Below are 23528 nucleotides of genomic sequence, written 5' to 3' on the forward strand. Positions count from 1 at the left end.
CCGCCCGTCACTGCCGCCCGCGGTTCGTCCCCGATGCCCCGCGACCGGTCACCCGGCGCGCGCGCCGCCGCCGGCGCGGGCGCACCGTGGCGCTTCCGCGATACCGAAGACCGCCATGGAACGCCGCTACGACCTCGACTGGATCCGCATCTGCGCCTTCGGCGTGCTGGTTCTCTACCACGTCGGCATGTATTACGTGACCTGGGACTGGCACGTGAACAGCCCCCACGCCAGCCATGCGCTGGAGCCGTTCATGCTGCTGTCCTCGCCGTGGCGGCTGTCGCTGCTGTTCCTGGTCTCCGGCGCGGCCACCGCCTTCCTCTGGGACCGCTGTGCGCGCGAGGGCGGGCGGTTCATCGGCCCACGGTCCTGGCGGCTGCTGCTGCCGCTGGTGTTCGGCATGCTGGTGATCGTGCCGCCGCAGTCGTATTTCGAGGTGGTGGAGAAGCTGCCCGGCGGGTACCACGACGGCTACCTGGCGTTCTGGGCGCGCTACCTGGCCGGCGACGGCTCGTTCTGCCGCGACGACGACTGCCTGGACCTGCCGACCTGGAACCACCTGTGGTTCGTCGCCTACCTCTGGTGCTACACGGTGGTGCTGTGGGTGCTGCTGCGGCTGGCCCCGCGCGCCAGCGCCGGCGCGGTGGAACGGGTGCGCGGCCTGCTGGCGCATCCGGCCGGGCTGCTGTGGCCACTGGCGTGGCTGGCCGTCGCGCGCCTGCTGCTGGTGGGCCGCTTCGAATCGACCCACGCGCTGGTCGACGACTGGTACAACCACGCCCAGTACCTGCCGCTGTTCCTGCTCGGCTTCGCCATCGCCCGGCCCGGCCCGCTCTGGGACCGGATCGAACGGGCGCGCTGGCCGGCGCTGGTGGCGACACTCGCCAGCTGGCTGTTCATCGCCTGGTATTTCGGCCAGTACCGCGACGGGGGCACGCCGCCGGAGTCGCTGCGCCAGCTGCAGCGACTGCTGTGGGCCGTGCAGCAGTGGGGCGCGATCGTGGCCATCCTGGGCTTCTTCCGCCGCAATGCGCCCGGCGACAGCCCGGCGCGGCGCTGGCTGGCCGAGGCGGTGTTCCCGGTCTACATCCTCCACCAGACGGTGATCGTGCTGCTGGCCGTGTACCTGCGGCCGCTCGACCTGCCGGCGTGGCTGGAAGGACCGCTGCTGGTGCTGGCGACCCTGCTGCTGTGCCTGGCCGGCTATGAGCTGGTGCGCAGGCTCGGCTGGGTGCGGCCGCTGTTCGGCCTGAAGCGCACCGCTGTGACCTCGCCGGCGCGCGATGGCCGGGAGCGCGAGGCGGTCGGCTGACGCCGTGCCGGCCGGCGGCTCAGGCCGTCGCGCGGTGCTCCACCACCAGCTGGATCGCCTGTCCGCCACGGTAGTCATCCGGCGCCAGGCGGTAGGCCAGGTGCGCCTGCGGCGAAGGCGGCTGGCCCTGCCAGCCGCCGAACTGGATCGCCGCCAGCGGCTCGCGCCGGTCGGGGTGGCGCAGGGTCAGCCGGAGGTGGCGCTCGCCCACCACCTTCCAGTCCAGCACGTCGAACCCGCCGTCGAACAGCGGCTCGGGAAAGCCCTGTCCCCACGGCCCGCCATCGCGCAGCGCCTCGGCGTGGAAACGGTCGAACTCGCGCGGCAGCAATTCGCCGTCGCTGAGCAACTCGGCCTGCAACAGGCCGTCGTCGAGTACGCCGGCCGCATGCGCCTGCCAGGCCTGTTCGAACGCGGCCAGCTGCGATTGCGCCAGGGTCAGCCCGGCCGCCATGGCGTGGCCGCCGAAGCGCTCGATCAGGCCCGGGTGGGCACTGTCCACCGCCGCCAGCGCGTCGCGGATGTGGAAACCGGGGATCGAGCGCGCCGAGCCGCGCAGCACCGCGCTGCCCGGTTCGGCCGGCGCGAACGCGAGCACGGGCCGGTGCAGGCGTTCCTTCATCTTCGAGGCGACCAGGCCGATCACGCCCGGATGCCACTCCGGATCGAACAGGCACGGCGCCAGCGGCGCGCCCACCGCGCCCGGCAGCACGCGCGACAGCGCGGCTTCCGCATCGTCGGTCATGGCCTGCTGCACGGCGCGGCGCTCGGCATTGATCCCGTCCAGCCGCTGCGCCAGTTCGCGCGCGCGCGCGGGGTCGTCGGTGAGCAGGCATTCGATGCCCAGGGCCATGTCTTCGAGCCGCCCGGCCGCGTTGAGCCGGGGACCGATCGCAAAGCCGATGTCGGCCGCCGTCAACCGCGCCGCGTCACGCCCGCAGGCTTCGACCAGCGCGCGCAGCCCGGCGCAGCCGCGGCCGGCACGCAGCCGGCGCAGTCCGGCGGCCACCAGGGTGCGGTTGTTGGCGTCCAGGGGGACCAGGTCGGCAACGGTGCCGACCGCGACCAGGTCCAGCAACGTCGACAGGTCGGGCTCGCCCGCGCCGAACGCGCCCGCTCCGCGCAGATGCCGGCGGAGCGCCAGCAGCAGGTAGAAGACCACGCCGACGCCGGCCAGCGCCTTGCTCGGGAACTCGTCGCCGGGCAGGTTCGGATTGACGATGGCATCGGCCGCGGGCAGGCGCGGTCCCGGCAGGTGGTGGTCGGTGACGACGACCCGCCAGCCGCGCGCGCGCGCCGCCTCGATGCCCGCATGGCAGGCGATGCCGTGGTCGACCGTCAGCAACAGGTCCGGGCGCAACGCGGCCAGCTCGTCGACCAGCGCCGGCGACAGGCCGTAGCCGTGGACCATGCGGTTGGGCACCGCATGCGAGACGCGCCGCGCGCCAAGCAGGCGCAGCCCGCGCACGCCGGTGGCGCAGGCGGTGGCGCCGTCGCAGTCGAAGTCGCCGACCACGACGATGTGGCGGTCGGCGGCCATCGCGTCGGCCAACAGCGCGGTGGCCGACTCCAGGCCGCGCAGCCGGTCCGGTGGCAGCAGCCCTGCCAGCCGCGGTTGCGCGAGCTCCGGCGTCGCCGCGCCACGCGCGGCGTAGACCCGGCGCAGCAGCGCGGGGATCGAATCGGGCCATCCGGCCTGCACGTCGACCAGGGGGCGGCGGACGATCCGCGCCATCGCCATCTCAGGCCGTGGTGCCCGGGGCGTCGGCCAGGATGGCCAGCGGACGGCGCCAGAACTGCCAGCGGCGCTGGCCGTGCTGGAGGCGGAAGCACGCGCCGTCCTCGAAATCCAGCTGCAGCGCATCGAACTCGCGTCGGGCCATGGCCTGGAGCAGCGGCGGCAGCGCCTGCGCGGCGAGCATGTCCATGCTGCGCAGCCGGCGCATGTCGACCAGGCTGTCGCCGGCGGCGCCGCCATCGGCCGCCGCCGGGGCGCTGGTGGCCGCGCCGGCCATCTGCGCCAGGCCCTGCAGCAGCGGGTCCGGGCTGCGCACGTGGAGATAGCGGGACTGCACCGATGCCGGCAACCGGCCCGCGCCCCAGAACCACAGCGCGTTGATCGCCGGCTTGCCCTGCGCGGCCCGCTCGCGGTTGCGCGGATGCTGGTGCAGCACCACCTGCACCTCGGTGATCAACGCCCGCCAGCGCCGGGCCGCCGCATCGCCGCCCTGCGGCAGCGCGGCGAACAGGTCGTCGCCCACCGCCTCCTCCGGCCCGGGCAGCGCCGGCAGGCGCGTGCCTTCGGGCAGGCGCAGGTACCAGCGCGCCGGATGCGGCGCGTCGAGCTGGAAACCGGCGTCGCCGAACAGCGGCCGCAACGCCGGCAACAGCGCGCGCACGTCGTCCGCTTCCAGGCCCAGGCCCTCGCCCCAGCCCAGCAGGCGCGCGCCATTGAGGTCGGGCGCCACGTGCGCCGGGTCGGCGCGCAGCCACGCATCGGCGACATTGCCGCCGCTGCCGTCGAAGTTGTCGCCGGCATCGACCCGGCGGGTCAGCGCGGCGACCGGCCAGTGGTCGGGCACCAGCCTGAAATGGCGGCGAAGCTGCGCCTGCGAGCCCCGTTCGCCCTCGGCGCGATCCGCGCGCCCCAGCACCCGGCCGATCGCCGCCGGCAACGGACCCGGCAGGCGCGTCCGTTCCGGCAGCAGCAGGGTGATGGTCGCCATCAGCCGAGGTAGGCGACGCCGGCGATCTCGTACTCGCGCCGGCCGCCGGGCGCGTCGATCGCGATCGCGTCGCCCTCTTCCTTGCCGATCAGCGCGCGCGCCACCGGCGAGGAGATCGCGATCAGGCCCTGCTTGATGTCGGCTTCCAGGTCGCCGACGATCTGGTAGCGGACTTCCTCGTCCGTCTCCACGTCGGCCAGGGTCACCGTGGCACCGAACACGACCTTGCTGCCGGCGTTGAGCTTGGCCACGTCGATCAGGTCGGCGTGCGAGAGCTCGCTCTCCAGCTGCTTGATCCGTCCTTCGATGAAGCCCTGCTGTTCGCGCGCAGCGTGGTACTCGGCGTTCTCCTTGAGGTCGCCGTGGCCACGCGCCTCGGCGATCGCGGCGATCACCTCCGGGCGCTTCACCGACTTCAGGTGGTCGAGTTCGTCGCGCAGGCGCTGGGCGCCCTTCAACGTCATCGGGGCTCTCACGATTGCAGCTCCTTGTGCAGCTCCTGCAGCGACCACACCGGGCCGGTCCCGCGGAATTCAAGCGAATGCACCAGCGCCTTGGCGCCGGCGATGGTGGTCGAGTAGGTGACGCGCTGCTGCAGCGCCTCGCGCCGGATCGAGAACGAGTCGGCGATCGCCGCACGCCCCTCGGTGGTGTTGACGATGTAGGCGATCTCGCCGTTCTTGATCGAGTCGACGATGTGCGGGCGCCCTTCGGCGACCTTGTTCACCACCGCGCACTCCAGCCCGTTCTGCTGCAGCCAGGCCGCGGTGCCGCGGGTGGCGACCAGGCTGAAGCCGCGCTCGACCAGGGCCTGGGCCACCGGCAACACCCGCTTCTTGTCCGGGTCGCGGACCGAGACGAAGGCCTTGCCCGGGGCCGGCGCCTTGATCCCGCCGGCCTCCTGCGCGCGCGCCATGGCGGCGCCGAAGCTGCGGCCCACGCCCATCACCTCGCCGGTGGAGCGCATCTCCGGGCCGAGGATCGGATCGACGCCCTGGAACTTGGCGAACGGGAAGATCGCTTCCTTCACCGAATAGTAGTCCGGCACGACCTCCCGGGTCGCGTCCTGCTCGGCCAGCGAGCGGCCGGCCATGCAGCGCGCGGCGATCTTGGCCAGGGCCACGCCGGTGGCCTTGGACACGAACGGCACGGTGCGCGAGGCGCGCGGGTTCACTTCCAGCAGGTAGACGGTGTCGCTGCCGTCCTCGTTGGGCTGGATCGCGAACTGGGTGTTCATCAGGCCGACCACGTTCAGCGCCTTGGCCAGTTCGATCACCTGGCGACGCAGCTCGTCCTGGGTGGCCGCGGTGAGCGAGTACGGCGGCAGCGAGCACGAGGAGTCGCCGGAGTGCACGCCTGCCTCCTCGATGTGCTCCATCACCCCGCCGATCAGGGTGGCGCCGGTGGAGTCGGCGATCAGGTCGACGTCGACCTCCACCGCGTTGTCCAGGAACCGGTCCAGCAGCACCGGCGAATCGTTGGATACCTTGACCGCATCGCGCACGTAGCGGGCCAGGTCCGACTCGCCATAGACGATCTCCATCGCGCGGCCGCCCAGCACGTAGCTCGGGCGCACCACCAGCGGATAGCCGATCTCGCGGGCCAGGACCAGCGCTTCCTCGGCGTTGCGGGCGATGCGGTTGGGCGGCTGCTTCAGGCCCAGCTTGTCCACAAGCTGCTGGAACCGCTCGCGGTCCTCGGCCAGGTCGATCGAGTCCGGCGAGGTGCCGATCACCGGCACGCCATTGGCTTCCAATGCGCGCGCCAGCTTCAGCGGGGTCTGCCCGCCGTACTGCACGATCACGCCCTTGGGCTGCTCGAGCTCGACGATTTCCAGCACGTCCTCGAGGGTGAGTGGCTCGAAGTACAGGCGGTCGGAGGTGTCGTAGTCGGTGGACACGGTCTCCGGGTTGCAGTTGACCATGATCGTCTCGTAGCCGTCCTCGCGCAGGGCGAGGGCCGCGTGGACGCAGCAGTAGTCGAACTCGATGCCCTGGCCGATGCGGTTGGGGCCGCCGCCCAGGATCATGATCTTGTCGCGCCCGGTCGGCTCGGCCTCGCACTCGTCCTCGTAGGTCGAGTAGAGGTAGGCGGTGCTGGTGGCGAACTCGGCGGCGCAGGAGTCCACCCGCTTGTAGACCGGCTTGACCTTGTGCGCGCGGCGCAGGGCGCGGATGCCGGCTTCGTTGGTGCCGGCCAGCTGGGCCAGGCGCGCATCGGAGAAGCCGTCGCGCTTGAGCTTGCGCAGGCGCGCGGCGTCGAGCGAGTCCAGGCCTTCGGCCGCCAGCGCCTTCTCTTCCTGGATGATCTCCTCGATCTGGTCGAGGAACCAGGGGTCGATGAACGACAGCGCGTGGATGTCCTCCACGCTCATGCCGGCGCGGAACGCATCGGCGACGTAGAACAGGCGCTCCGGGCCCGGCGCCTTGAGCTCGCGGCGCAGGGTGGCCAGGTCGTCCTCGTCCGCCAGGTCCAGGCCGGTGGGATCGAAGCCGACCTTGCCGGTCTCCAGCCCGCGCAGGGCCTTCTGCACCGATTCGCGGAAGGTGCGGCCCATCGCCATCACCTCGCCCACCGACTTCATCTGGGTGGTCAGGCGGGCATCGGCCTGCGGGAACTTCTCGAACGCGAAGCGCGGGATCTTGGTGACCACGTAGTCGATCGCCGGCTCGAACGAGGCCGGGGTCTTGCCGCCGGTGATCTCGTTCTTCAGCTCGTCCAGGGTGTAGCCGACGGCCAGCTTGGCGGCGACCTTGGCGATCGGGAAGCCCGTCGCCTTGGAGGCCAGCGCCGAGGAGCGCGACACGCGCGGGTTCATCTCGATCACCACCACCCGGCCGGTCTGCGCGTTGATGCCGAACTGCACGTTCGACCCGCCCGTGTCCACGCCGATCTTGCGCAGCACCGCGATGGAGGCGTCGCGCAGGCGCTGGTACTCCTTGTCGGTCAGGGTCTGCGCCGGGGCGACGGTGATCGAGTCGCCGGTGTGCACGCCCATCGGGTCCAGGTTCTCGATCGAGCAGACGATGATGCAGTTGTCCGCCTTGTCGCGGACCACCTCCATCTCGAACTCCTTCCAGCCCAGCACCGATTCCTCCACCAGCACCTCGGTGGTCGGCGACAGCTCCAGGCCGCGGTTGACGATCTCGATCAGCTCCTCGCGGTTGTAGGCGATGCCGCCGCCGCTGCCGCCCAGGGTGAAGCTGGGGCGGATGATGGTCGGATAGCCGACGCGGGTCTGGATGTCGAGCGCCTCCTCCAGCGTGTGCGCGACCTCGGCCTTCGGGCACTCCAGGCCGATCTCGCCCATCGCCACCCGGAACAGCTCGCGGTCCTCGGCCATGCGGATGGCCTCGCGCGAGGCGCCGATCAGCTCGACCCCGTACTTCTCCAGGACGCCGTGGTCGGCCAGGTCGAGCGCGCAGTTGAGCGCGGTCTGCCCGCCCATGGTCGGCAGCAGCGCGTCGGGCTTCTCCTTGGCGATGATCTTCTCGACCGTCTGCCAGTTGATCGGCTCGATGTACACCGCGTCGGCGGTGTCCGGGTCGGTCATAATCGTGGCCGGGTTGCTGTTGACCAGCACCACGCGGTAGCCCTCCTCGCGCAGCGCCTTGCAGGCCTGCGCGCCCGAATAGTCGAACTCGCAGGCCTGGCCGATGACGATCGGGCCGGCGCCGATGATGAGGATGGTCTGGATGTCGCTGCGCTTGGGCATCTCGTTCTCTGCTCGTTCCCCGGGGGGATCAGGGGCTGCCGGCCGCGGCGGTCTTCGCGCCGGGGCCGATGTACTTGTCGAAGAAGGCCAGCATCTTCGTGTAGAGGTTCACGTTGTTTTGCAGGTCGCGGAAGCCGTGCGCCTCCTTCGGCTCGACCACCACCACCTCCGGCTGCTTGCCGACCTTCTCCATCTGGTCGATCAGGAAGTTCATGTTCTTGATCGGCACGCGCACGTCCTTGGCACCGTGGACCAGCATCACCGGGATCTTCAGCTTGTCCACGCCATAGGCCGGCGACTGGGCGACCCGCTCGGCCTTGGTCGGCGGATACACGTCCTTCAGGTAGTTGCGGCCGGCTTCGTGGTCGCCGATGTCCGAGCTGCGCTGGGCATCCAGGTCGTAGACGCCGACGTAGCCCACCGTGCAGCGGTACAGGTCCGGCTCGCGCACCGCGCTCATCAGCGCCGCGTAGCCGCCGTAGGACGCGCCGTAGATGCAGACCCGGTTCGGGTCGGCGATGCCCTGGGCGACGGCCCACTTCACCGCGTCGGTGAGGTCGTCCTGCATGACCGTGCCCCACTTGCGGTAGCCCAGGCCCTCGAAGGCGTTGCCGTAGCCGCCCGAGCCCCGGTAGTTGACCTGCAGCACGGCGTAGCCGCGATTGGCCAGGAGCTGGACCTCCGGGTTGAAGCCCCATTCGTCGCGCGGACCGTGCGGACCGCCGTGCGGGTTGATGATCAGCGGCAGGTTCTTGCCGTTGCTGCCGGCGGGGATGGTGATGTAGCCGTGCAGCGGCAGGCCGTCGCGCGCCTTGAAGCTGATCGGCTTCATTTCGGACATCTCAGCGGGCTTGATCCACTCCATGCTGCCGGCGAGGAATTCGGCCTTGCCGCTGGTGCGGTCGAACAGGTAGGCCTCCGACGGCATGCGGTCCGAGTAGGCGCGCAAGGCGAGGTAGCGGCCATCGTCGGAAGGACGCAGGAAGCTCACCGCCTTGCCGGGGAAGGCCTTGACCAGGCCGGCATAGGCCAGGGTCTCGGGATGGTCGCCTGCGACCCAGTCCCAGTAGGGGATGCCGTCCTCGTACCGCACCCCGAGCAGGGTCTTGCGGTCGCTGCTCCAGACCAGGCCAGACGGGCTGACCGTGCCATTGTTGGAAAGCTGCCGCTCCTCCCGCGTCTCGCTGTCGAGCAGCACGATCGCCTCGGGCTTGCCCTCGATGCCCTTGGCCATGTAGACGTGGCGGTTGTCGCCGGCGAAACCCAGCGGCCGGTAGGTCGCGCCATTGCGTTCGCTGCGGTGCACCTGGGTCCACTTGTCGCCGTCGCGGCGATAGGTGACGTTGGTGCCGTCGTTCATCTCGCCCCACACGTAGCGCGGGTTGCGCTCGTGGTCGACGAGGAAGCGTCCCTGCTCCACGGGTGCGGTCGCCACGGTCACCAGGCGGCCGTTGTAGACGTCGAGCTTGGACAGGTAGGACGTCTCCACCGACCGCTCCACCAGGATGGTGCGCGGGTCTTCGGGCGTCAGGCTGACGATGTTGTAGTAAGCGCCATTGGGAATGTCGATGCGCTGGGTACCGTCGATGTTCGACGCGTACATGTCGCCCTTGGACGTCTCGAAGTCGAAACGGCCGGTCTTGAAGCTGACGTTGAACAGCAGGCGTTCGTTGTTGACCCAGTAGACCTCGCGGAAATGGCGGTCGGGGCCGAAGTCCCACTTGCCGACGACGCCCTTGTCCGCGACCCGCAGAACGGCCAGCACGGTCCGGTCTTCCTGCGGCACCGTCACCGCCATGTGCTTGCCATCCGGCGAAAGGCTGATCGCGGTGAACTCCGGATCCTTGAAGAAATCCGCGATCGGCACTTCGCGCGCCGCGGCGTCGAAGCCCAGCACCAGCATCACCACCAGCAGCATCCCTTTCAGCAGTCGCATTCCCTTACTCCTGTCGCGTGTGGATTCCAGCAAGACGGCGCGAAGGCGGGCTCAAGCCGCCATCGACGCCACGAAACGGTCGAACAGCGGCGCCACGTCGTGCGGGCCGGGCGAGGCTTCCGGATGCCCCTGGAAGCTGAAGGCCGGGGCGTCGGTCAGCTCGATGCCCTGGTTGGTGCCGTCGAACAGCGAGCGGTGGGTGACGCGCACGTTGCCCGGCAGGGTCGACTCGTCGACCGCGAAGCCGTGGTTCTGCGAGGTGATCATCACCCGCCCGGTGTCGAGGTCGATCACCGGATGGTTGGCGCCATGGTGGCCATGGCCCATCTTCAGCGTCTTCGCGCCGGCGGCCAGCGCCAGCAGCTGGTGGCCCAGGCAGATGCCGAACAGCGGCACCTTCTTCGCCGTGAACTCGCGGATCGCGGCGATCGCGTAGTCGCACGGCTCGGGGTCGCCCGGCCCGTTGGACATGAACACCCCGTGCGGCGACATCGCCAGCACCTCCGCGGCGGGCGTCTGCGCCGGCACCACGGTGACCTCGCAGCCGCGCTCGGCGAGCATGCGCAGGATGTTGGTCTTCACCCCGAAGTCGTAGGCCACGACCTTGTATGCGAGTCCCTCGCAAGAGCCCGCACTTCCATGTGCGGACTTTCCAATGCGCTTGCTGCCCAGGGCGACGAACCCGCCGCTGTCGAGGTCCAGTTGTCCCTCGGTCCAGCGATACGGCTCGGTGGTGCTGACCACCTTGGCCAGGTCCATGCCCTTCAGGCCGGGGAACTTGCGCGCCGCCTCGAGCGCCTGCTCGACGTCGATCGTGCCGGCCATCAGCGCGCCGTTCTGGGCACCGCGCTCGCGCAGGATCCGGGTCAGCTTGCGGGTATCGATGCCGGCGATGGCGACCACGCCGCGCGCCGCCAGCCAGTCCTGCAGCGAGGCCTGGCTGCGCCAGCTGCTCGGGCGGCGCGGCACGTCGCGCACGATCAGGCCGGCCGACCAGACCTTGGCAGCCTCGTCGTCCTGGTCGGTGCAACCGGTGTTGCCGATGTGGGGATACGTGAGGGTGACCAGCTGGCGGGCGTAGGAGGGATCGGTGACGATCTCCTGGTAACCGGTCATGGCGGTGTTGAACACCACTTCGCCGACCGACAGGCCGCTGGCGCCTACGGATTCGCCCTCGAACACGGTGCCGTCTTCGAGGACGAGGATTGCGGGTTGGGTCACGTCGTTCGCCTTGGTGTGGGGGAGCCCTGTCGCGGCCGGGCGCGTCGGAGCCGGGCTGCAAGAAACCGCGGACTCGGTTTCTCTCCGGTCCGGGGCGGGGGTAACAGGCGAGCGAGAATTGTACCGGCGAAGGCCGCAAAAGGAAACGCCGCCGCGGCGTCGCTGAATACGACAGCCGGACGCGTTCAGTCCAGGCCGAACAGCAGTCCGCGCATCGTATGCAGGCCGGGATCGCGTCCGGCCAGCCGGGTCGCGGCCTGCAGCGCGCCACGGGCGAAGATGTCGCGGCTGGTGGCGCGATGGACCAGTTCGATGCGCTCACCCTGCCCGGCGAACTGGACCACGTGTTCGCCGACGATGTCGCCGGCGCGCAGGCTGGCATAGCGCGCCTGCGCCCCGCCGCGCCCGGCCGATTCGCCCAGGGTGAGTGCGGTGCCGGACGGCGCATCCTTCTTGTGGACGTGGTGCGATTCGACGATGTCGCAGTCCCAGCCCGGCAGTGCACGCGCCGCGCGCTCCACCAGCTCGTCGAGCACGGCGACCCCGACGCTGAAGTTGGACGCCCACAACACCGGAATCGTCGCGGCCGCCGATTCCAGCGCCGCGCGTTGATCGGCCGCCAGGCCGGTCGTCCCCGACACCAGTGCCCGCCGGCGCGCCACGCACAGCGCCAGCACCGGATCGAAGCCCTCGGGCAGGCTGAAATCGACCGCCACGTCGAACTCCGGCACGCCGGCCAGCTCGCCCCCGGCGAAAAACGGGACCCCGTCCACTACCCGCTGCGCCGGCGACCGCCCGGTTACCGCGGCCACCACCTGCCAGGTTTCCGGCGCTCCGGCCGCCAGCCGGAGCAGCGCCTGGCCCATGCGCCCGGACGCGCCGTGGATGAGAACCCGCAGAGGCTTGGTATTCATAGTCCGACGAGGCTAGCCGCCCGCGCGCCCGCGCGGCAAGTCGGACGCGGGCGATCCACGCGGAATCGCCGACGCGGCGGCCGCAGCCGCAGGGTTACCAAACCAGGTCGTCCGGCACCTGGTAGCGCGGATCGGCGTACGGATCGTCGCCGGCAGGTGCGGAGGGGTCGACCTTCAACGCCAGCGCGGCGGGGAAGACGGCCTCCGCCTCGGCCAGCACCGCCGCCTCGACCAGCAGGTAGCGGCCGTTGAGCTGGACCACGCCCAGCTCGCCGGCGTTGAGCGCCTTCAGCTGCGCTTCGTTGACGTAGATGCGCTTGATCTTGCCGCCGTACTCGAAATGGCGTGCGATCTCGGCGGCCGGATCGTTCAGGCCCTTGTCCTGCAGCAGCGCTTCCAGCCTGGCGCGGGCCTCGCGACGCTGGCGTGCCTCCTCCTGCCTGCGCTGCTCGGCTTCGATGCGTTCCTGCTTTTCCTTCTGCGCACGCAACGCGAAGGCCTTGCCCAGATCCATCTCCGCCGAGCCGCCGTGGGCGCCGGGTTTGCGCGGGCCGCGCGACGCTGCGCCGTCCCGCCTCTCGCCGCGGGTGCCGCCAGGCTTGCCCTGCCCCGCCACGGACTTGGCATGCGGCGGCTTGCCGCCGGGCTTGCGCTCGGGCGCAGGCGCGGGCTTGAAGCCGAGGTTGAGCAACTGGTCGCGCAGGCTGTCGGTCATCGTCGATCGTCGGAGCTGTCGGCCAGCGGCGTGAGGGCCGCAAGCCAGGTAGGTGGGCTGTCAGTAGTGGGGCGGCGGCGGTTCGCTGCCGGCGTCGGCGTACAGCGCGCCACGCAGCCCGCGCAGGTCGGCCAGGACCGCCTGCAGCAGTTCGTCGCTGCGGGCACGCTCCAGCCGCGCCTCGGCCAGCGCGTCGCCCAGCTCGGCCAGGGCGTGCTCCTGGAAGGCCAGCCGCGTTTCCAGCTCGACCAGGCGCTGCTCCAGGCCGCTGGCCGGCCCCAGGCCGGGAATCTGTTCCTGTGCCGGACTCATGCCACGCTCCTGGTTGCCGCCCGTACCGAACGGCCGCGCCCGATGCCGTAGTAGGCCAGGCCGGCGGCCTCCACCTCCTCCGGCTCGTACAGGTTGCGCCCGTCGAACACCACCGCGTCGCCCAGCGCCGCGTGCAGGCGGGAGAAATCCGGGCTGCGGAATTCCTTCCACTCGGTCACCACGGCCAATGCGTCGGCCCCTTCGAGCGCCGATGCGGCCGACGTGCACAGCACCAGGTCGTCGCGCTCGCCGAAGATCCGCCGCGCCTCCCCGGTCGCCTCGGGGTCGTAGGCGCGGACGCTCGCGCCGGCCTCCCAGAGCTGCTCCAGCAGGCGGCGGCTGGACGCCTCGCGCATGTCGTCGGTGTTGGGCTTGAAGGCCAGCCCCCACACCGCGAAGACCTTGCCGCGCACGCCTTCGTCCTCGCCGCGGTCGTAGTGCTGCTGGACCAGCTCGAACAGGCGGCCCTTCTGCCGGAAATTGACCGACTCCACGGCTTCGAGCAGTTCCGCCGCGTAACCGTTCTGGCGGGCCGTGCGCGCCAGCGCCTGCACGTCCTTGGGGAAGCACGACCCGCCGTAACCGGCGCCGGCATAGATGAAATGCCGGCCGATCCGCGGATCGGAGCCGATCCCCTGGCGCACCGCCTCGATGTCGGCACCGACGCGTTCGGCGATGTTGGCGATCTCGTTCATGAAACTGATCTTGGTCGCCAGCATCGCATTGGCGGCGTACTTGGTCAGCTCGGCCGAACGCACGTCCATCACCACGAAACGGTCGTGGTTGCGGCTGAAGGCGGCGTACAGGCGCCGCATCCGCGCAACCGCGGCGGGATTGTCGGCGCCGATGACGATGCGGTCCGGACGCATGCAGTCGGCGACCGCATCCCCCTCTTTCAGGAACTCGGGGTTGGACACCACGTCGAATGCCACCTCGACGCCGCGCGCCTCCAGTTCGGCCGCGATCGCCCCGCGCACCCGGTCGGCGGTACCTACCGGCACGGTCGACTTGTCCACCACGACCAGCGGCCGGTCGATGTGCCGGCCGATGGTCCGGGCCACCGCCAGCACGTACTGCAGGTCGGCGCTGCCGTCTTCGTCCGGCGGCGTGCCCACCGCGATGAACACGATCTCGCCATGGGCGATCGCGGCGGCCGCGTCGGTGGTGAAATGCAGGCGGCCGGCGGCGTGGCTGGCCCGGACCATCGGTTCCAGCCCCGGCTCGTAGATCGGCACCTGGCCGTTCCTCAGCCCTTCGATCTTGGCTGCGTCCACGTCGACGCAGACCACGTCATGGCCGACCTCGGCCAGGCACGCTCCCGTGACCAGGCCGACGTAACCGGTACCGAAAATCGAAACGCGCACGTGCGTGCTCCCGCCGCGGCCCCTTACGGGACGATGCCGAGCAGTTCGACGTCGAAGGTCAGCGTCGCGTTCGGGCCGATCCGCGGCGGGCTGCCGCCGGGGCCGTAGGCCAGGTCGGACGGAATCCAGAAACGGTACTTGGCGCCGACCGGCATCAGCGCCACGCCCTCGGTCCAACCGGCGATGACGCGGTTGAGCGGGAACTCGACCGGCTCGCCGCGCTCATAGGAGCTGTCGAACATGGTGCCGTCCAGCAGCTTGCCTTCGTAGTTGACGCGCACGGTGTCGCTGGCCAGCGGCCGGGCGCCGCTGCCTTCGCGCAGGACCATGTACTGCAGCCCCGACGGCGTGGTAAGCACGCCCTTCTGCGAGCGGTTGGCGGCCAGGAACGCGGCGCCTTCGCTGCGGTTCTTCTCGCCCGCGGCGCCCTGCTGGCGCGCCATGAACGCCTGCAGGGTCGACATCGCCTCCTGCTCGGTCATCAGCGGCGAGCCGGCCTTGCCCAGGCTTGTGCGCACCGCCTGCATCAGCACGGCGACGTCGATCTCGTCCTTCAGCGGCAGCAGCGAGGGGCCGACCATGCGGTCGCCGACCAGCAGGCCGACCTGTTCCTTCGACGGTGCCGGCGGCTCGCCGCCCGGCGGCACGCCCGGCACCCGCTGGCCCGAGCGCACGGCGACGGCGGTCTGCAGCGCGGTGCTGGTGGCCTGCGCCTGCTCCTCGGACTGCAGCGGCTTGCCGCCGGCCAGCGCGTTCTCGAGCGCGCGCTGCATCGCGCCGAAATCGACGTCCTGGGCGATGGGCTGGAACGAGCGGGCCACGTCGAGGCCGATCGCGTAGCTCACCTTCTCCTTGTCGGTGGCCAGGGTCGTCTTGTCCTGTGCCACGGCGGCTCCTGCCATCATGCTCGCTCCCATCACCAGCGACGCCAGGGCGCCGCGCATGCGGTTGTTCATTCGTTGGTTCCCTGAAGGGTGGTTCGTTCCGCCCGGCCATGCCGGCGGACGCGCATTGTCGCACGCGCCGGCGACCTGGGTTGATGCATCAGCGCTTCGGCGCCGGCGCCTTCAGCTCGCGCTCGATCGCCGCGACCAGCGCCGGATCGTCCGGCTTGACCTTGCTGGGCCAGTTGCCGACCACGCGTCCGTCGCGCGAGACCAGGTACTTGTGGAAGTTCCACCCCGGCGCCACGCCGGTGGCCGCCTGCAGGCGCCGGTAGAGCTCGGTGGTCTCCGGCCCGGTGACGTGCACCTTCTCGTACATCGGGAACTTCACCCCATAGGTGAGCGTGCAGAACTCCTGGATCTGCTCCTCGCTGCCGGGTTCCTGTCCGCGGAAGTCGTTGGACGGGAAACCGAGCACGGCGAAACCGCGGGCGCCGTAGCGCTGTTGCAGCGCTTCCAGCCCTTCGTACTGGGGGGTGTACCCGCACTTGCTCGCGGTGTTGACCACCAGCAGGACCTTGCCGCCCTGCTGCTCGTTCAGGTTCACCGCGGTCTTGCCGGCCAGCGGACGGTACTCCAGGTCCAGCAGGGCCGGCGCCGCGGCTACCGCCGGCACGGTCGCGAGCACAAGCAACCCTTTCATAAACAATGACTTGAATGTCACGAACGGCTCCTTACGAAGAAATACCCGTGGATAGGCCATTGGTTGGGTGGGTGGAGGGTTGACACCCTGTGTTTAGGTGTTATAGTTGAATACAACACCAGTCACCCAACGCAGGACACCCGCATGAAAAGCACCCTGTCCGCCTACCGCTCCTGGTTCATGGCCGTGGCCGTGACCGTCGCGGTCGTGGGAGCGACCCGGTGGCTGCCCGACCACGATGGACGCCGTGGTGATTATGGACTTGCCGAGGCTGCCGCGGAACGCGGCGACGCCGGCCTGGACGCGGCCGCGGAGCGGCCGGCGCGCAGGCTGCGGGCCTCGTCGACCATGCCCTATTTCTCCTTTGCGCAGTCGCTGCGCTCACGGGGTTGACCATGAGTGACATCCAGTGGAGCGACGGCGCTCCCATCTACCGCCAACTGAAGGACCGCGTGATCGCCATGATGCTCGACGGGATCCTGAAACCGGGCGAGGCCCTGCCCTCGGTCCGCCAGGTGGCCGCCGAGTACCAGCTCAACCCGATCACCGTCTCCCGCGCCTACCAGGAGCTGGCCGACGAGGGCCTGGTCGAGAAGCGGCGCGGCCTGGGCATGTTCGTTACCGAAGAGGCTTCCCGGCAGCTGCGCAGCAGCGAACGCGAGCGCTTCCTGAAGGACGAATGGCCGGCCGTGGCCGAGCGCATCCAGCGCCTGGGCCTGTCCCTCCAAGACCTGCTCAACCCCCAGGGGAACCACTGATGAACGCTGCCGATTCCCACATCGCCGACCCCGGCGCCAGCACCGCCACCGGCGCGGTCGTCACCGCCCGCGGCCTGCGCAAGGCCTACAAGAACAAGGTGGCCGTCTCCGGCGCCGACTTCGAGATCGGCGCCGGCCGCATCGTCGGCCTGATCGGCCCCAACGGCGCCGGCAAGACCACCGCACTGAAGGCGATCCTCGGCCTGACCCCGTTCGAGGGCCAGCTGAGCGTGCTGGGCAAGGACCCGCGGACCCAGCGCGACGAGCTGATGAACGACGTCTGCTTCATCGCCGACGTGGCGGTGCTGCCGCGCTGGATCCGGGTTCGCGAGGCGATCGACTTCGTCGCCGGCGTGCATCCGCGGTTCGACCGGGCCAAGTGCGAGCGCTTCCTCGCCAACACCCAGCTGCACCCCAAGCTGCGGGTGCGCGAGATGTCCAAGGGCATGATCGTGCAGCTGCACCTGGCGCTGGTCATGGCCATCGACGCCCGCCTGCTGGTGCTCGACGAGCCGACCCTGGGCCTGGACATCCTCTACCGCAAGCAGTTCTACCAGCGCCTGCTGGAGGACTACTTCGACGAGAACAAGACCATCCTGGTCACCACCCACCAGGTCGAGGAGATCGAACACATCCTCACCGACGTGCTGTTCATCCGCGATGGCCGGATGGTGCTGTCCTCGCCGATGGAGGACGTGGCCGAACGCTACACCGAGGTGCTGGTGGGCAGCGACGCGCTGGAAGCGGCGCGTGCGCTCAGGCCCATCGACGAGCGCGCCCTGCCCTTCGGCAAGACCGTGCTGCTCTACGACGGCGTGCCGAGGGCGCAGCTGTCGACCCTGGGCGAGACCCGCAACCCCGGCCTCGCCGACCTGTTCGTCGCCATCATGAAGGGGACCTACGCATGAACGCCCTGACCGCATCGACCGCCTCCCCCGCCCACGGCACGGCCAGGTTCAAGTGGCTGCTGCAGCGCGAATACTGGGAAAACCGTGGCGGTTTCTTCTGGGCGCCGCTGATCACCGGCGCGATTATCGTCGGCCTGAACCTGATCCTGGCGGTGATCGGCAGCATCGCCGCGCGCCGCAGCATGGGCAGCAGCGGCTTCGTGTTCGACGACGACACCGACGCCCACCAGATCGGCCAGGCGCTCGGCGCGATGGGCGACGGCATGCTGCTCGGCGGCGTGGTGCTGGCCTGCGTGGTGCTCGCCTTCGTGGTGTTCTTCTACGCGCTGGGCTCCCTGTACGACGACCGCCGCGACCGCAGCGTGCTGTTCTGGAAGTCGCTGCCGGTGTCCGATTCGCAGATGGTCCTCTCCAAGGCCGCCTGGGCGCTGGTGCTGGCGCCGCTGTGGGCGATCGGCGTGGGCCTGCTGATCGGCGTGGCGCTGTGGGTGATCTCGGCGCTGACCATCACCGTCAACGGCGTGCCCGCCGCGCACGCGGTGTTCACCCAGTCGCATCCCATGCGCATCATCGGCGGCGTGCTGGCCTCGCTGCCGGTGTACATGGTCTGGGCGCTGCCGACCGTGGGCTGGCTGATGTTCTGCTCGGCCTGGGCGCGCTCCAAGCCGTTCCTGTGGGCGGTGCTGGTGCCGGTGCTGGCCTGCGTGGTGATCAGCATGATGACGATCCTGCCGGGCGTGGACATCGCCCACGACAAGGTCTGGTACACGGTGGTCTACCGCGGCCTGCTGAGCGTGATCCCCGGCGGCTGGTACCCGGTGGTGGGCGGCGTGGTCGGCGAGTCGGCGCACATCGGCACGCCCGACGACCTGGCCGGCGCGATCGACCTGACCCGCAGCTGGCACGTCTTCGCCACGGCCGACCTGTGGATCGGCGCGGTGGTCGGCGTCGCCTTCATCGCCGCCGCCATCCGCCTGCGCCGCTGGCGCGACGAAGGCTGAACTTCCCGCCGCCCCGAACTTGCCGAGGTATCGCGATGCGTCCCGTCCTGACCCTGCTGCTTCCGCTGCTGCTCGCCCCGTCCCTGGCCCTGGCCGGCGACAACTGCACCCACACCGCGCCGCGCCAGCTGCAGCTGGACGTGGCCGGGATCAGGAAGATCCGGGTCGAGACCAACCAGTTCGACATCGACCTGCGCGCCACCGAGGGCCCGAGCCACGCCGTGCGGGGCCGCGCCTGCGCCAGCAAGCCGCAGTGGCTGGCGGACCTGACCGTGACCCAGGAGCGCAAGGGCGACACCCTGGTGGTACGCCTGCGCCGCGAGAAGGATCCCGGGCTGTCGAGCCTGTTCGGCGAGAACTACGCCTGGATGGAGCTGTCGGGCACCGTGCCGGCCGACGTGCTGGTGCAACTGGTGGTCGGCTCGGGGGACGGCTCGATCGACGGCGCCGCGGCGGCCAGCGCCGACGTCGGCTCCGGCGACGCCGTGCTGCGCAATATTCGCGGGGCGGTGACCGCGAAGGTCGGTTCCGGCGACATCGAGGTCGACGGCGCCGGCTCGCTCAATGTCCTGTCGATCGGCTCGGGCGACATCAAGGCGCGCGCCATCGGCGGCGCGGTGGAGGTCGGCAGCATTGGTTCCGGCGACTTCGAGCTGGACGGCGCGCGGGGCGACGTCCGCGTCGGCTCGATCGGATCCGGCGACGCCGAGTTGAACAAGGTCGGCGGCGCGGTCCGGATCGGCTCGGTGGGCTCGGGCGGCGCGAACGTGCGCGGCGCCGCCAGCCTGTCGGTCGGCTCGATCGGCAGCGGCGGCGTCGACCACAGCGACATCACCGGCGCGGTCGACCTGCCGCGCCGCGACTGAAACCCTGACGGAGAGCCATCATGAACCTCCATCCGCGCCGCCTCCTCCTGCCCCTGCTGCTGGCTGCCGTGCTGCCGCTGGGCGCGCATGCCGCCGACGCCAGCGAAAGCGAAATCAGCCGCGAGATCAGCGCCGAGCTGGCCGAGGCGCGCAAGGAAGTCCGCAGCGAGCTGGCCGCCGCCCGCGCCGAACTGGAAACGGGCAACCTGGAGCTGGGCGACGGCCTCCATTTCGGCAAGTCCGGCAAGCGCGCCCATGCCGACGCTTCGCTGCCGCGCGCGGAAATCACCCCGCGCGGCGACTTCCTGGTCGACGGCAAGGCCGTGGCCATCGATGCGCGCCAGCGCGAGGCACTGCTCGCCTACCGCCGCCAGGTGCTGGACATCGCCCTGGCCGGGATCGACATCGGCGAACGCAGCGCGCAGATGGCCATCGACGCGGTCGACCGCGGGATCTTCAGCCTGATGCTCAGCGCCATGACCGGCAGCCTCGAGCGCAACCTGGAGAAGACCATCAAGGCGTCGATCGAGCCGGGCATCATCCAGATCTGCCAGGGCCTGCCGGCGCTGCACGCCTCGCAACAGCTCCTGGCGCAGAGCCTGCCGCAGTTCCGGCCCTACGCCACCCTGGAGGCGGACGACGTCAAGGGCTGCGAGACCGATGTCCGCCGGGAATTCGCACTGAACTGAAGGAACCGACCATGCGCAAGCTCCATGCCCTGACCCTGTTCGCCCTGCTGCCGCTGGCCGCCTGCGGCAACAACGACCCGGCGCCGTCCACCGATGCCGGCGGCCAGGCCGGCACCGCCGCGCCGGCCAATACCGCCCTGGGCCGCAAGATCCAGGAGGCCATGGCCGAGGCCAGCCGCGAGCTGGCCAGCGAGAACATCCGCGTGGGCGAGGAATCCGGCGAGCCCAAGGCCGAGATCAGCCCGCAGGGCGACTTCATCGTCGGCGGCAAGCCGGTGGCGGTGGACGAGGCGCAACGCAAGCTGCTGCTGGCCCATCGCGCCAACCTGGTCGCCGTCGCGCAGGCCGGCATCGCGGTCGGCATGCAGGGTGCGGACCTGGGCCTGGAAGCGGCCACCGGCGCGCTCAAGAGCGTGTTCAACGGCGACAGCGAGGAGTTCAGCAAGGAGATGGAGGCGCGCGGCAAGCAGATCGAGGCCGACGCCATGAAGATCTGCGACGCCCTGCCGCCGCTGCTGGCCTCGCAGCAGGCACTCGCCGCAGCCCTGCCCGCCTTCCAGCCCTACGCGACCATGGACCAGACCGACATCGACGACTGCCGCCACGACGGCGATTACGACTTCAACCAGGCCGGCGCGAACGCCAGCGTGCATACCGAACGCGATACGGACTCCGGGCACGCCACCGATGCCGCCGCCGAGGCCGACGCGGCAGCCGCCCGCCCGCAGGACTGATCGCTTTACCTCCCCCCGGCCGGACACGCCACGTGCGCGCCGCCGGTGGGGTCCGGCCATGACACGGCTGGATGACATGGCTGGCGGGGACCCCTGGGCTGAAAGTCCGGGGTCTTCGGGTCCTCGCGTGGTTCCGCTGCTTTGCGCCGCGTTGCGCTGCTCTTGGGCAAAGCCAACCCCTGAGCCAGAGCCAGAGCGGGAGCCGGAACCAAAGGCAGCCGCAGGTCGCTGGCTCCGGACGGGGCCGCCGTGCCCCGGGGATCGGGTGCACCGCTCGGGCGGACGTCCTGTCCGCACTCGCGGCCGTGGCACATCCCTGTGCCACTTGCCCCCGATCCCCGGGACACGGCGTCCTCGGCGCTTTAGGGGCAGGTCGTTGATCGGACTTCCAGAAGCAGCAGCCGGGCCCGGCATGGCCGGACGGAAACAACCGAAGCCACTACCCCCAAAGCGCATGCAAGACGTGGCGGACCGTGGGGGTCGTGGCAGCGGACAGGGATGTCCGCGGTAGCGAGTCCGCACAGGGATGTGCGGTCGAGCGGCCACGACCCCACGGTCCGTCACGGCTCAGCCCGAAGCTGCCGCGCCCTGCCAGCCGGAACCTGCTACGCCCTGCCGGCCCGAGGCCGATCCACCGCGGCTCAGCCCGAAGCTGCTACGCCCCGCCAACCGGAAGCTGCTGCACCCCTGCCAGCCCGAGGCCTATACGCCGGAGCTCAACCCGACCCCGCTCGATCGCGGTCCAACGCCGCAAACCGCTCAGCCGCCGCCACCGCCCGGCTTGCCGTGGATGCCGCCCTTGGCCAGCACCGCCGGGTCCAGCAACGGCGCCAGCGTCTTCGCCGGCAGGCCGGTGACTTCCATTGCCACCTCCAGCACCGGACGGCCTTCCCGGTAGGCCTGCTTGGCGATCGCCGCGCCCTTCTCGTAGCCGATCACCGGGTTGAGCGCGGTGACCAGGATCGGATTGCGGTCCAGCGCTTCCTTCACCCGCTCCGGCCGCACCTTCAGTCCGGCGATCGCCGAATCGGCCAGCAGCCGCGACACGTTGGCCAGCAGCTGGATCGATTCGAGCAGGTTGGCCGCGATCAGCGGCAGGGTCACGTTGAGCTGGAAGTTGCCGGTCTGGCCGGCCACGGTAATGGCGGTGTGGTGGCCGATCACCTGCGCGGCGGCCATCACCGTCGCCTCCGGGATCACCGGGTTGACCTTGCCCGGCATGATCGAACTGCCCGGCTGCAGCGCCGGCAGCTCGATCTCGCCCAGCCCCGCCAGCGGCCCGGCGTTCATCCAGCGAAGATCGTTCGCGATCTTGATCAGCGCCACCGCCAGCGCGTTGAGCTGGCCGGACAGCTCGACCGCGTCGTCCTGCGCGGCCAGCCCCTCGAACTTGTCGTCGGCGCTCTCGAACCTGGTACCGGCCAACGCGGAAATCGCCTTGGCCGTGCGCGCGCCGAAGCGCGGATCGGCGTTGATGCCGCTGCCGATCGCGGTGCCGCCCAGCGGCAGCCGGCGCAGGCGCCCGAGGCTGTCTTCCAGACGCCCCTGCGCCGACCTGAGCTGCGCCGACCAGGCACCGAACTCCTGCTCGAAGGTCAGCGGCATCGCATCCATCAGGTGGGTGCGTCCGGTCTTGACCACGCGGCGCAGCTCGCGGCCGCGCCGGTCGATGGTCTTGCGCAGGTGCGCGATCGCCGGCAGCAGCTCCTCGACCACGCCCAGCTGCGCCGACACGCGGATCGCGGTGGGGATCACGTCGTTGGAGCTCTGGCCCAGGTTGACGTGGTCGTTGGGGTGGACCTGGCCCTTGCCGGCCTTGCCCGACGCATTGGCCAGCGCGGCGATCACCTCGTTGGCATTCATGTTGGACGAAGTGCCCGACCCGGTCTGGTAGATGTCGACCGGGAAATGCGCGTCCCAGTTGCCGGCGGCCACCTCGAGCGCGGCCGCGCGCACCGCGCCGGCGACGTTCTTCGGCAGCAGGCCCAGGCCGGCATTGACCTCGGCGGCGGCCGCCTTGACCAGGCCGAGCGCGCGGATGAAGCCGCGCGGCATCGGCCGCCCGGAGATCGGAAAGTTCTGCACGGCGCGCTGGGTCTGCGCGCCCCACAGGGCATCGGCGGGAACCTGCAACTCGCCCATGGAATCGTGTTCGGTGCGGGTGCGCGCGGCGGCGGCCAGCGCTTTCGAAGATGCCGGCGCCTTGGCGCGCGAGCGGGTGGATGTCTTGCTCATGACCGTCTCCAGTGAGGATGGACTACGGCGGGCGGCCGGCAGGACCGGCGGCTGGCTGGAACCGGGAGGATACGCCAGCGTCTGCGGGCGCTGCGTGGTTGCGTTCGACGGAAACATGCTGCAAGGGCAACTCCAAGAACAGGCACAACACCAACGGCGACAACAACTGCCAACACGACCGCAACCGCACCCGCAGCTCATCACGGTGGTCGACTTCGGGCTGAGCCGCGCCGGGCCGGGTGTGTCGTGGCCGCTCGGGCGTACGTCCCTGTACGCACTCGCTACCGCGGCCATCCATGGCCGCTGCCACGACACACCCGGCCCGACGCGTCTTCGGGGTGCTTTACGGTCGTCGCTTCGGTCGTGGAGCCGTGCTTGCCCTCAAGCGGCGCCGCGGGCACACGTGCCGGCCCGCGATTCCTGCAGGAGCCGGGGAGACCGGACATGCATCCGTGGAAAGGCGCCCGCGACCCGACGCAGTCGGCATGGACAGCACCCACAGAGACCCGGCGCCCGTGTCGCCAGCAAGCTGTGC

Annotated in this window: 21 protein-coding genes; 8 read left to right on the forward strand and 13 right to left on the reverse strand. The window is 70.4% G+C overall.

Translation table 11 applies throughout. The features are described 5' to 3' along the window. The first annotated feature begins 115 nt into the window (after positions 1–115). Positions 116–1312, forward strand: coding sequence for an acyltransferase family protein (locus tag CSC66_RS11125; protein WP_162377459.1), 1197 nt, complete (start codon positions 116–118; stop codon positions 1310–1312). Positions 1313–1331: 19 nt separating this feature from the next. Here the strand turns inward: CSC66_RS11125 and recJ are convergent, their stop codons facing one another. The 12 genes from recJ to CSC66_RS11185 form a co-directional block, all read right to left on the reverse strand. Next, positions 1332–3053, reverse strand: a complete 1722-nt coding sequence (recJ, locus tag CSC66_RS11130) for a single-stranded-DNA-specific exonuclease RecJ (RefSeq protein ID WP_162377460.1) — start codon at positions 3051–3053, stop codon at positions 1332–1334. 1 nt (position 3054) lies between these two features. Then, positions 3055–4038: a phosphoglycerate mutase gene (locus CSC66_RS11135; protein WP_162377461.1), complete on the reverse strand. Its 984-nt coding sequence runs from the start codon at positions 4036–4038 to the stop codon at positions 3055–3057. Then, entirely contained in the window at positions 4038–4514 is a 477-nt protein-coding gene (gene greA / locus CSC66_RS11140) for a transcription elongation factor GreA (RefSeq protein WP_162377462.1), read from the reverse strand. Before greA ends, CSC66_RS11135 begins: the two co-directional genes overlap by 1 nt. After that, entirely contained in the window at positions 4511–7753 is a 3243-nt protein-coding gene (gene carB / locus CSC66_RS11145) for a carbamoyl-phosphate synthase large subunit (protein ID WP_162377463.1), read from the reverse strand. The genes greA and carB overlap by 4 nt, the downstream gene beginning before the upstream one ends. Positions 7754–7781: 28 nt before the next feature. Further along, positions 7782–9689: a S9 family peptidase gene (locus CSC66_RS11150; RefSeq protein WP_162377464.1), complete on the reverse strand. Its 1908-nt coding sequence runs from the start codon at positions 9687–9689 to the stop codon at positions 7782–7784. Positions 9690–9740: 51 nt separating this feature from the next. Next, on the reverse strand, positions 9741–10910 hold the full coding sequence (gene carA / locus CSC66_RS11155; protein ID WP_162377465.1) for a glutamine-hydrolyzing carbamoyl-phosphate synthase small subunit: 1170 nt from the start codon (positions 10908–10910) through the stop codon (positions 9741–9743). 185 nt (positions 10911–11095) lie between these two features. Then, complete coding sequence (gene dapB, locus CSC66_RS11160) at positions 11096–11824, reverse strand: 4-hydroxy-tetrahydrodipicolinate reductase (RefSeq protein ID WP_162377466.1); 729 nt, start codon at positions 11822–11824, stop codon at positions 11096–11098. Between the two features lie 94 nt (positions 11825–11918). Next, positions 11919–12539 carry a DUF2058 family protein gene (locus CSC66_RS11165; protein ID WP_162377467.1) on the reverse strand — a complete coding sequence of 207 codons (621 nt, stop codon included), beginning with the start codon at positions 12537–12539 and terminating at the stop codon, positions 11919–11921. Positions 12540–12599: 60 nt separating this feature from the next. Beyond that, positions 12600–12851 (reverse strand): SlyX family protein, encoded by a 252-nt coding sequence (locus CSC66_RS11170; protein ID WP_162377468.1) that lies wholly within the window; start codon positions 12849–12851, stop codon positions 12600–12602. Further along, positions 12848–14215: a UDP-glucose dehydrogenase family protein gene (locus tag CSC66_RS11175; protein WP_162377469.1), complete on the reverse strand. Its 1368-nt coding sequence runs from the start codon at positions 14213–14215 to the stop codon at positions 12848–12850. Before CSC66_RS11175 ends, CSC66_RS11170 begins: the two co-directional genes overlap by 4 nt. 23 nt (positions 14216–14238) lie before the next feature. Then, positions 14239–15171, reverse strand: a complete 933-nt coding sequence (locus tag CSC66_RS11180; RefSeq protein ID WP_162377470.1) for an FKBP-type peptidyl-prolyl cis-trans isomerase — start codon at positions 15169–15171, stop codon at positions 14239–14241. 88 nt (positions 15172–15259) lie between these two features. After that, complete coding sequence (locus tag CSC66_RS11185; RefSeq protein WP_162377471.1) at positions 15260–15802, reverse strand: glutathione peroxidase; 543 nt, start codon at positions 15800–15802, stop codon at positions 15260–15262. A gap of 144 nt (positions 15803–15946) precedes the next feature. Here CSC66_RS11185 and CSC66_RS11190 point away from each other — a divergent pair, with 144 nt between their 5' ends. Genes CSC66_RS11190 through CSC66_RS11220 form a run of 7 tightly spaced genes read left to right on the forward strand, consistent with a single transcriptional unit; the run spans position 15947 to position 20758 of the window. Beyond that, positions 15947–16195, forward strand: a complete 249-nt coding sequence (locus CSC66_RS11190; protein ID WP_162377369.1) for a hypothetical protein — start codon at positions 15947–15949, stop codon at positions 16193–16195. Positions 16196–16197: 2 nt separating this feature from the next. After that, positions 16198–16560 (forward strand): GntR family transcriptional regulator, encoded by a 363-nt coding sequence (locus tag CSC66_RS11195; RefSeq protein ID WP_162377472.1) that lies wholly within the window; start codon positions 16198–16200, stop codon positions 16558–16560. Continuing rightward, positions 16560–17468 (forward strand): ABC transporter ATP-binding protein, encoded by a 909-nt coding sequence (locus tag CSC66_RS11200; RefSeq protein ID WP_162377473.1) that lies wholly within the window; start codon positions 16560–16562, stop codon positions 17466–17468. The genes CSC66_RS11195 and CSC66_RS11200 overlap by 1 nt, the downstream gene beginning before the upstream one ends. Next, entirely contained in the window at positions 17465–18469 is a 1005-nt protein-coding gene (locus CSC66_RS11205) for an ABC transporter permease (RefSeq protein WP_162377474.1), read from the forward strand. Before CSC66_RS11200 ends, CSC66_RS11205 begins: the two co-directional genes overlap by 4 nt. Before the next feature lie 35 nt (positions 18470–18504). Next, positions 18505–19335: a DUF4097 family beta strand repeat-containing protein gene (locus CSC66_RS11210; protein WP_162377475.1), complete on the forward strand. Its 831-nt coding sequence runs from the start codon at positions 18505–18507 to the stop codon at positions 19333–19335. Positions 19336–19355: 20 nt separating this feature from the next. Continuing rightward, a complete protein-coding gene (locus tag CSC66_RS11215) occupies positions 19356–20024 on the forward strand; it encodes a YggN family protein (protein ID WP_162377476.1) in 669 nt (222 codons plus the stop codon). Between the two features lie 11 nt (positions 20025–20035). After that, entirely contained in the window at positions 20036–20758 is a 723-nt protein-coding gene (locus CSC66_RS11220) for a YggN family protein (RefSeq protein ID WP_162377477.1), read from the forward strand. A 759-nt stretch (positions 20759–21517) separates the two neighbouring features. Here the strand turns inward: CSC66_RS11220 and CSC66_RS11225 are convergent. Beyond that, positions 21518–22900: a class II fumarate hydratase gene (locus tag CSC66_RS11225; protein WP_238394375.1), complete on the reverse strand. Its 1383-nt coding sequence runs from the start codon at positions 22898–22900 to the stop codon at positions 21518–21520. Positions 22901–23528: the final 628 nt, after the last annotated feature.

Source organism: Pseudoxanthomonas kaohsiungensis (assembly GCF_010211765.1).
Lineage (GTDB): Bacteria > Pseudomonadota > Gammaproteobacteria > Xanthomonadales > Xanthomonadaceae > Pseudoxanthomonas > Pseudoxanthomonas kaohsiungensis.

Excerpts from the sequence above, each read along its gene's own strand:
- CSC66_RS11125 (WP_162377459.1), top strand. The coding sequence starts at position 116 with ATGGAACGCCGCTACGACCTCGACTGGATCCGCATCTGCGCCTTCGGC.
- recJ (WP_162377460.1), bottom strand. The coding sequence starts at position 3,053 with ATGGCGATGGCGCGGATCGTCCGCCGCCCCCTGGTCGACGTGCAGGCC.
- CSC66_RS11135 (WP_162377461.1), bottom strand. The coding sequence starts at position 4,038 with ATGGCGACCATCACCCTGCTGCTGCCGGAACGGACGCGCCTGCCGGGT.
- carB (WP_162377463.1), bottom strand. The coding sequence starts at position 7,753 with ATGCCCAAGCGCAGCGACATCCAGACCATCCTCATCATCGGCGCCGGC.
- CSC66_RS11150 (WP_162377464.1), bottom strand. The coding sequence starts at position 9,689 with ATGCGACTGCTGAAAGGGATGCTGCTGGTGGTGATGCTGGTGCTGGGC.
- dapB (WP_162377466.1), bottom strand. The coding sequence starts at position 11,824 with ATGAATACCAAGCCTCTGCGGGTTCTCATCCACGGCGCGTCCGGGCGC.
- CSC66_RS11165 (WP_162377467.1), bottom strand. The coding sequence starts at position 12,539 with ATGACCGACAGCCTGCGCGACCAGTTGCTCAACCTCGGCTTCAAGCCC.
- CSC66_RS11170 (WP_162377468.1), bottom strand. The coding sequence starts at position 12,851 with ATGAGTCCGGCACAGGAACAGATTCCCGGCCTGGGGCCGGCCAGCGGC.
- CSC66_RS11180 (WP_162377470.1), bottom strand. The coding sequence starts at position 15,171 with ATGAACAACCGCATGCGCGGCGCCCTGGCGTCGCTGGTGATGGGAGCG.
- CSC66_RS11185 (WP_162377471.1), bottom strand. The coding sequence starts at position 15,802 with ATGAAAGGGTTGCTTGTGCTCGCGACCGTGCCGGCGGTAGCCGCGGCG.
- CSC66_RS11190 (WP_162377369.1), top strand. The coding sequence starts at position 15,947 with ATGAAAAGCACCCTGTCCGCCTACCGCTCCTGGTTCATGGCCGTGGCC.
- CSC66_RS11195 (WP_162377472.1), top strand. The coding sequence starts at position 16,198 with ATGAGTGACATCCAGTGGAGCGACGGCGCTCCCATCTACCGCCAACTG.
- CSC66_RS11200 (WP_162377473.1), top strand. The coding sequence starts at position 16,560 with ATGAACGCTGCCGATTCCCACATCGCCGACCCCGGCGCCAGCACCGCC.
- CSC66_RS11205 (WP_162377474.1), top strand. The coding sequence starts at position 17,465 with ATGAACGCCCTGACCGCATCGACCGCCTCCCCCGCCCACGGCACGGCC.
- CSC66_RS11210 (WP_162377475.1), top strand. The coding sequence starts at position 18,505 with ATGCGTCCCGTCCTGACCCTGCTGCTTCCGCTGCTGCTCGCCCCGTCC.
- CSC66_RS11215 (WP_162377476.1), top strand. The coding sequence starts at position 19,356 with ATGAACCTCCATCCGCGCCGCCTCCTCCTGCCCCTGCTGCTGGCTGCC.
- CSC66_RS11220 (WP_162377477.1), top strand. The coding sequence starts at position 20,036 with ATGCGCAAGCTCCATGCCCTGACCCTGTTCGCCCTGCTGCCGCTGGCC.
- CSC66_RS11225 (WP_238394375.1), bottom strand. The coding sequence starts at position 22,900 with ATGGGCGAGTTGCAGGTTCCCGCCGATGCCCTGTGGGGCGCGCAGACC.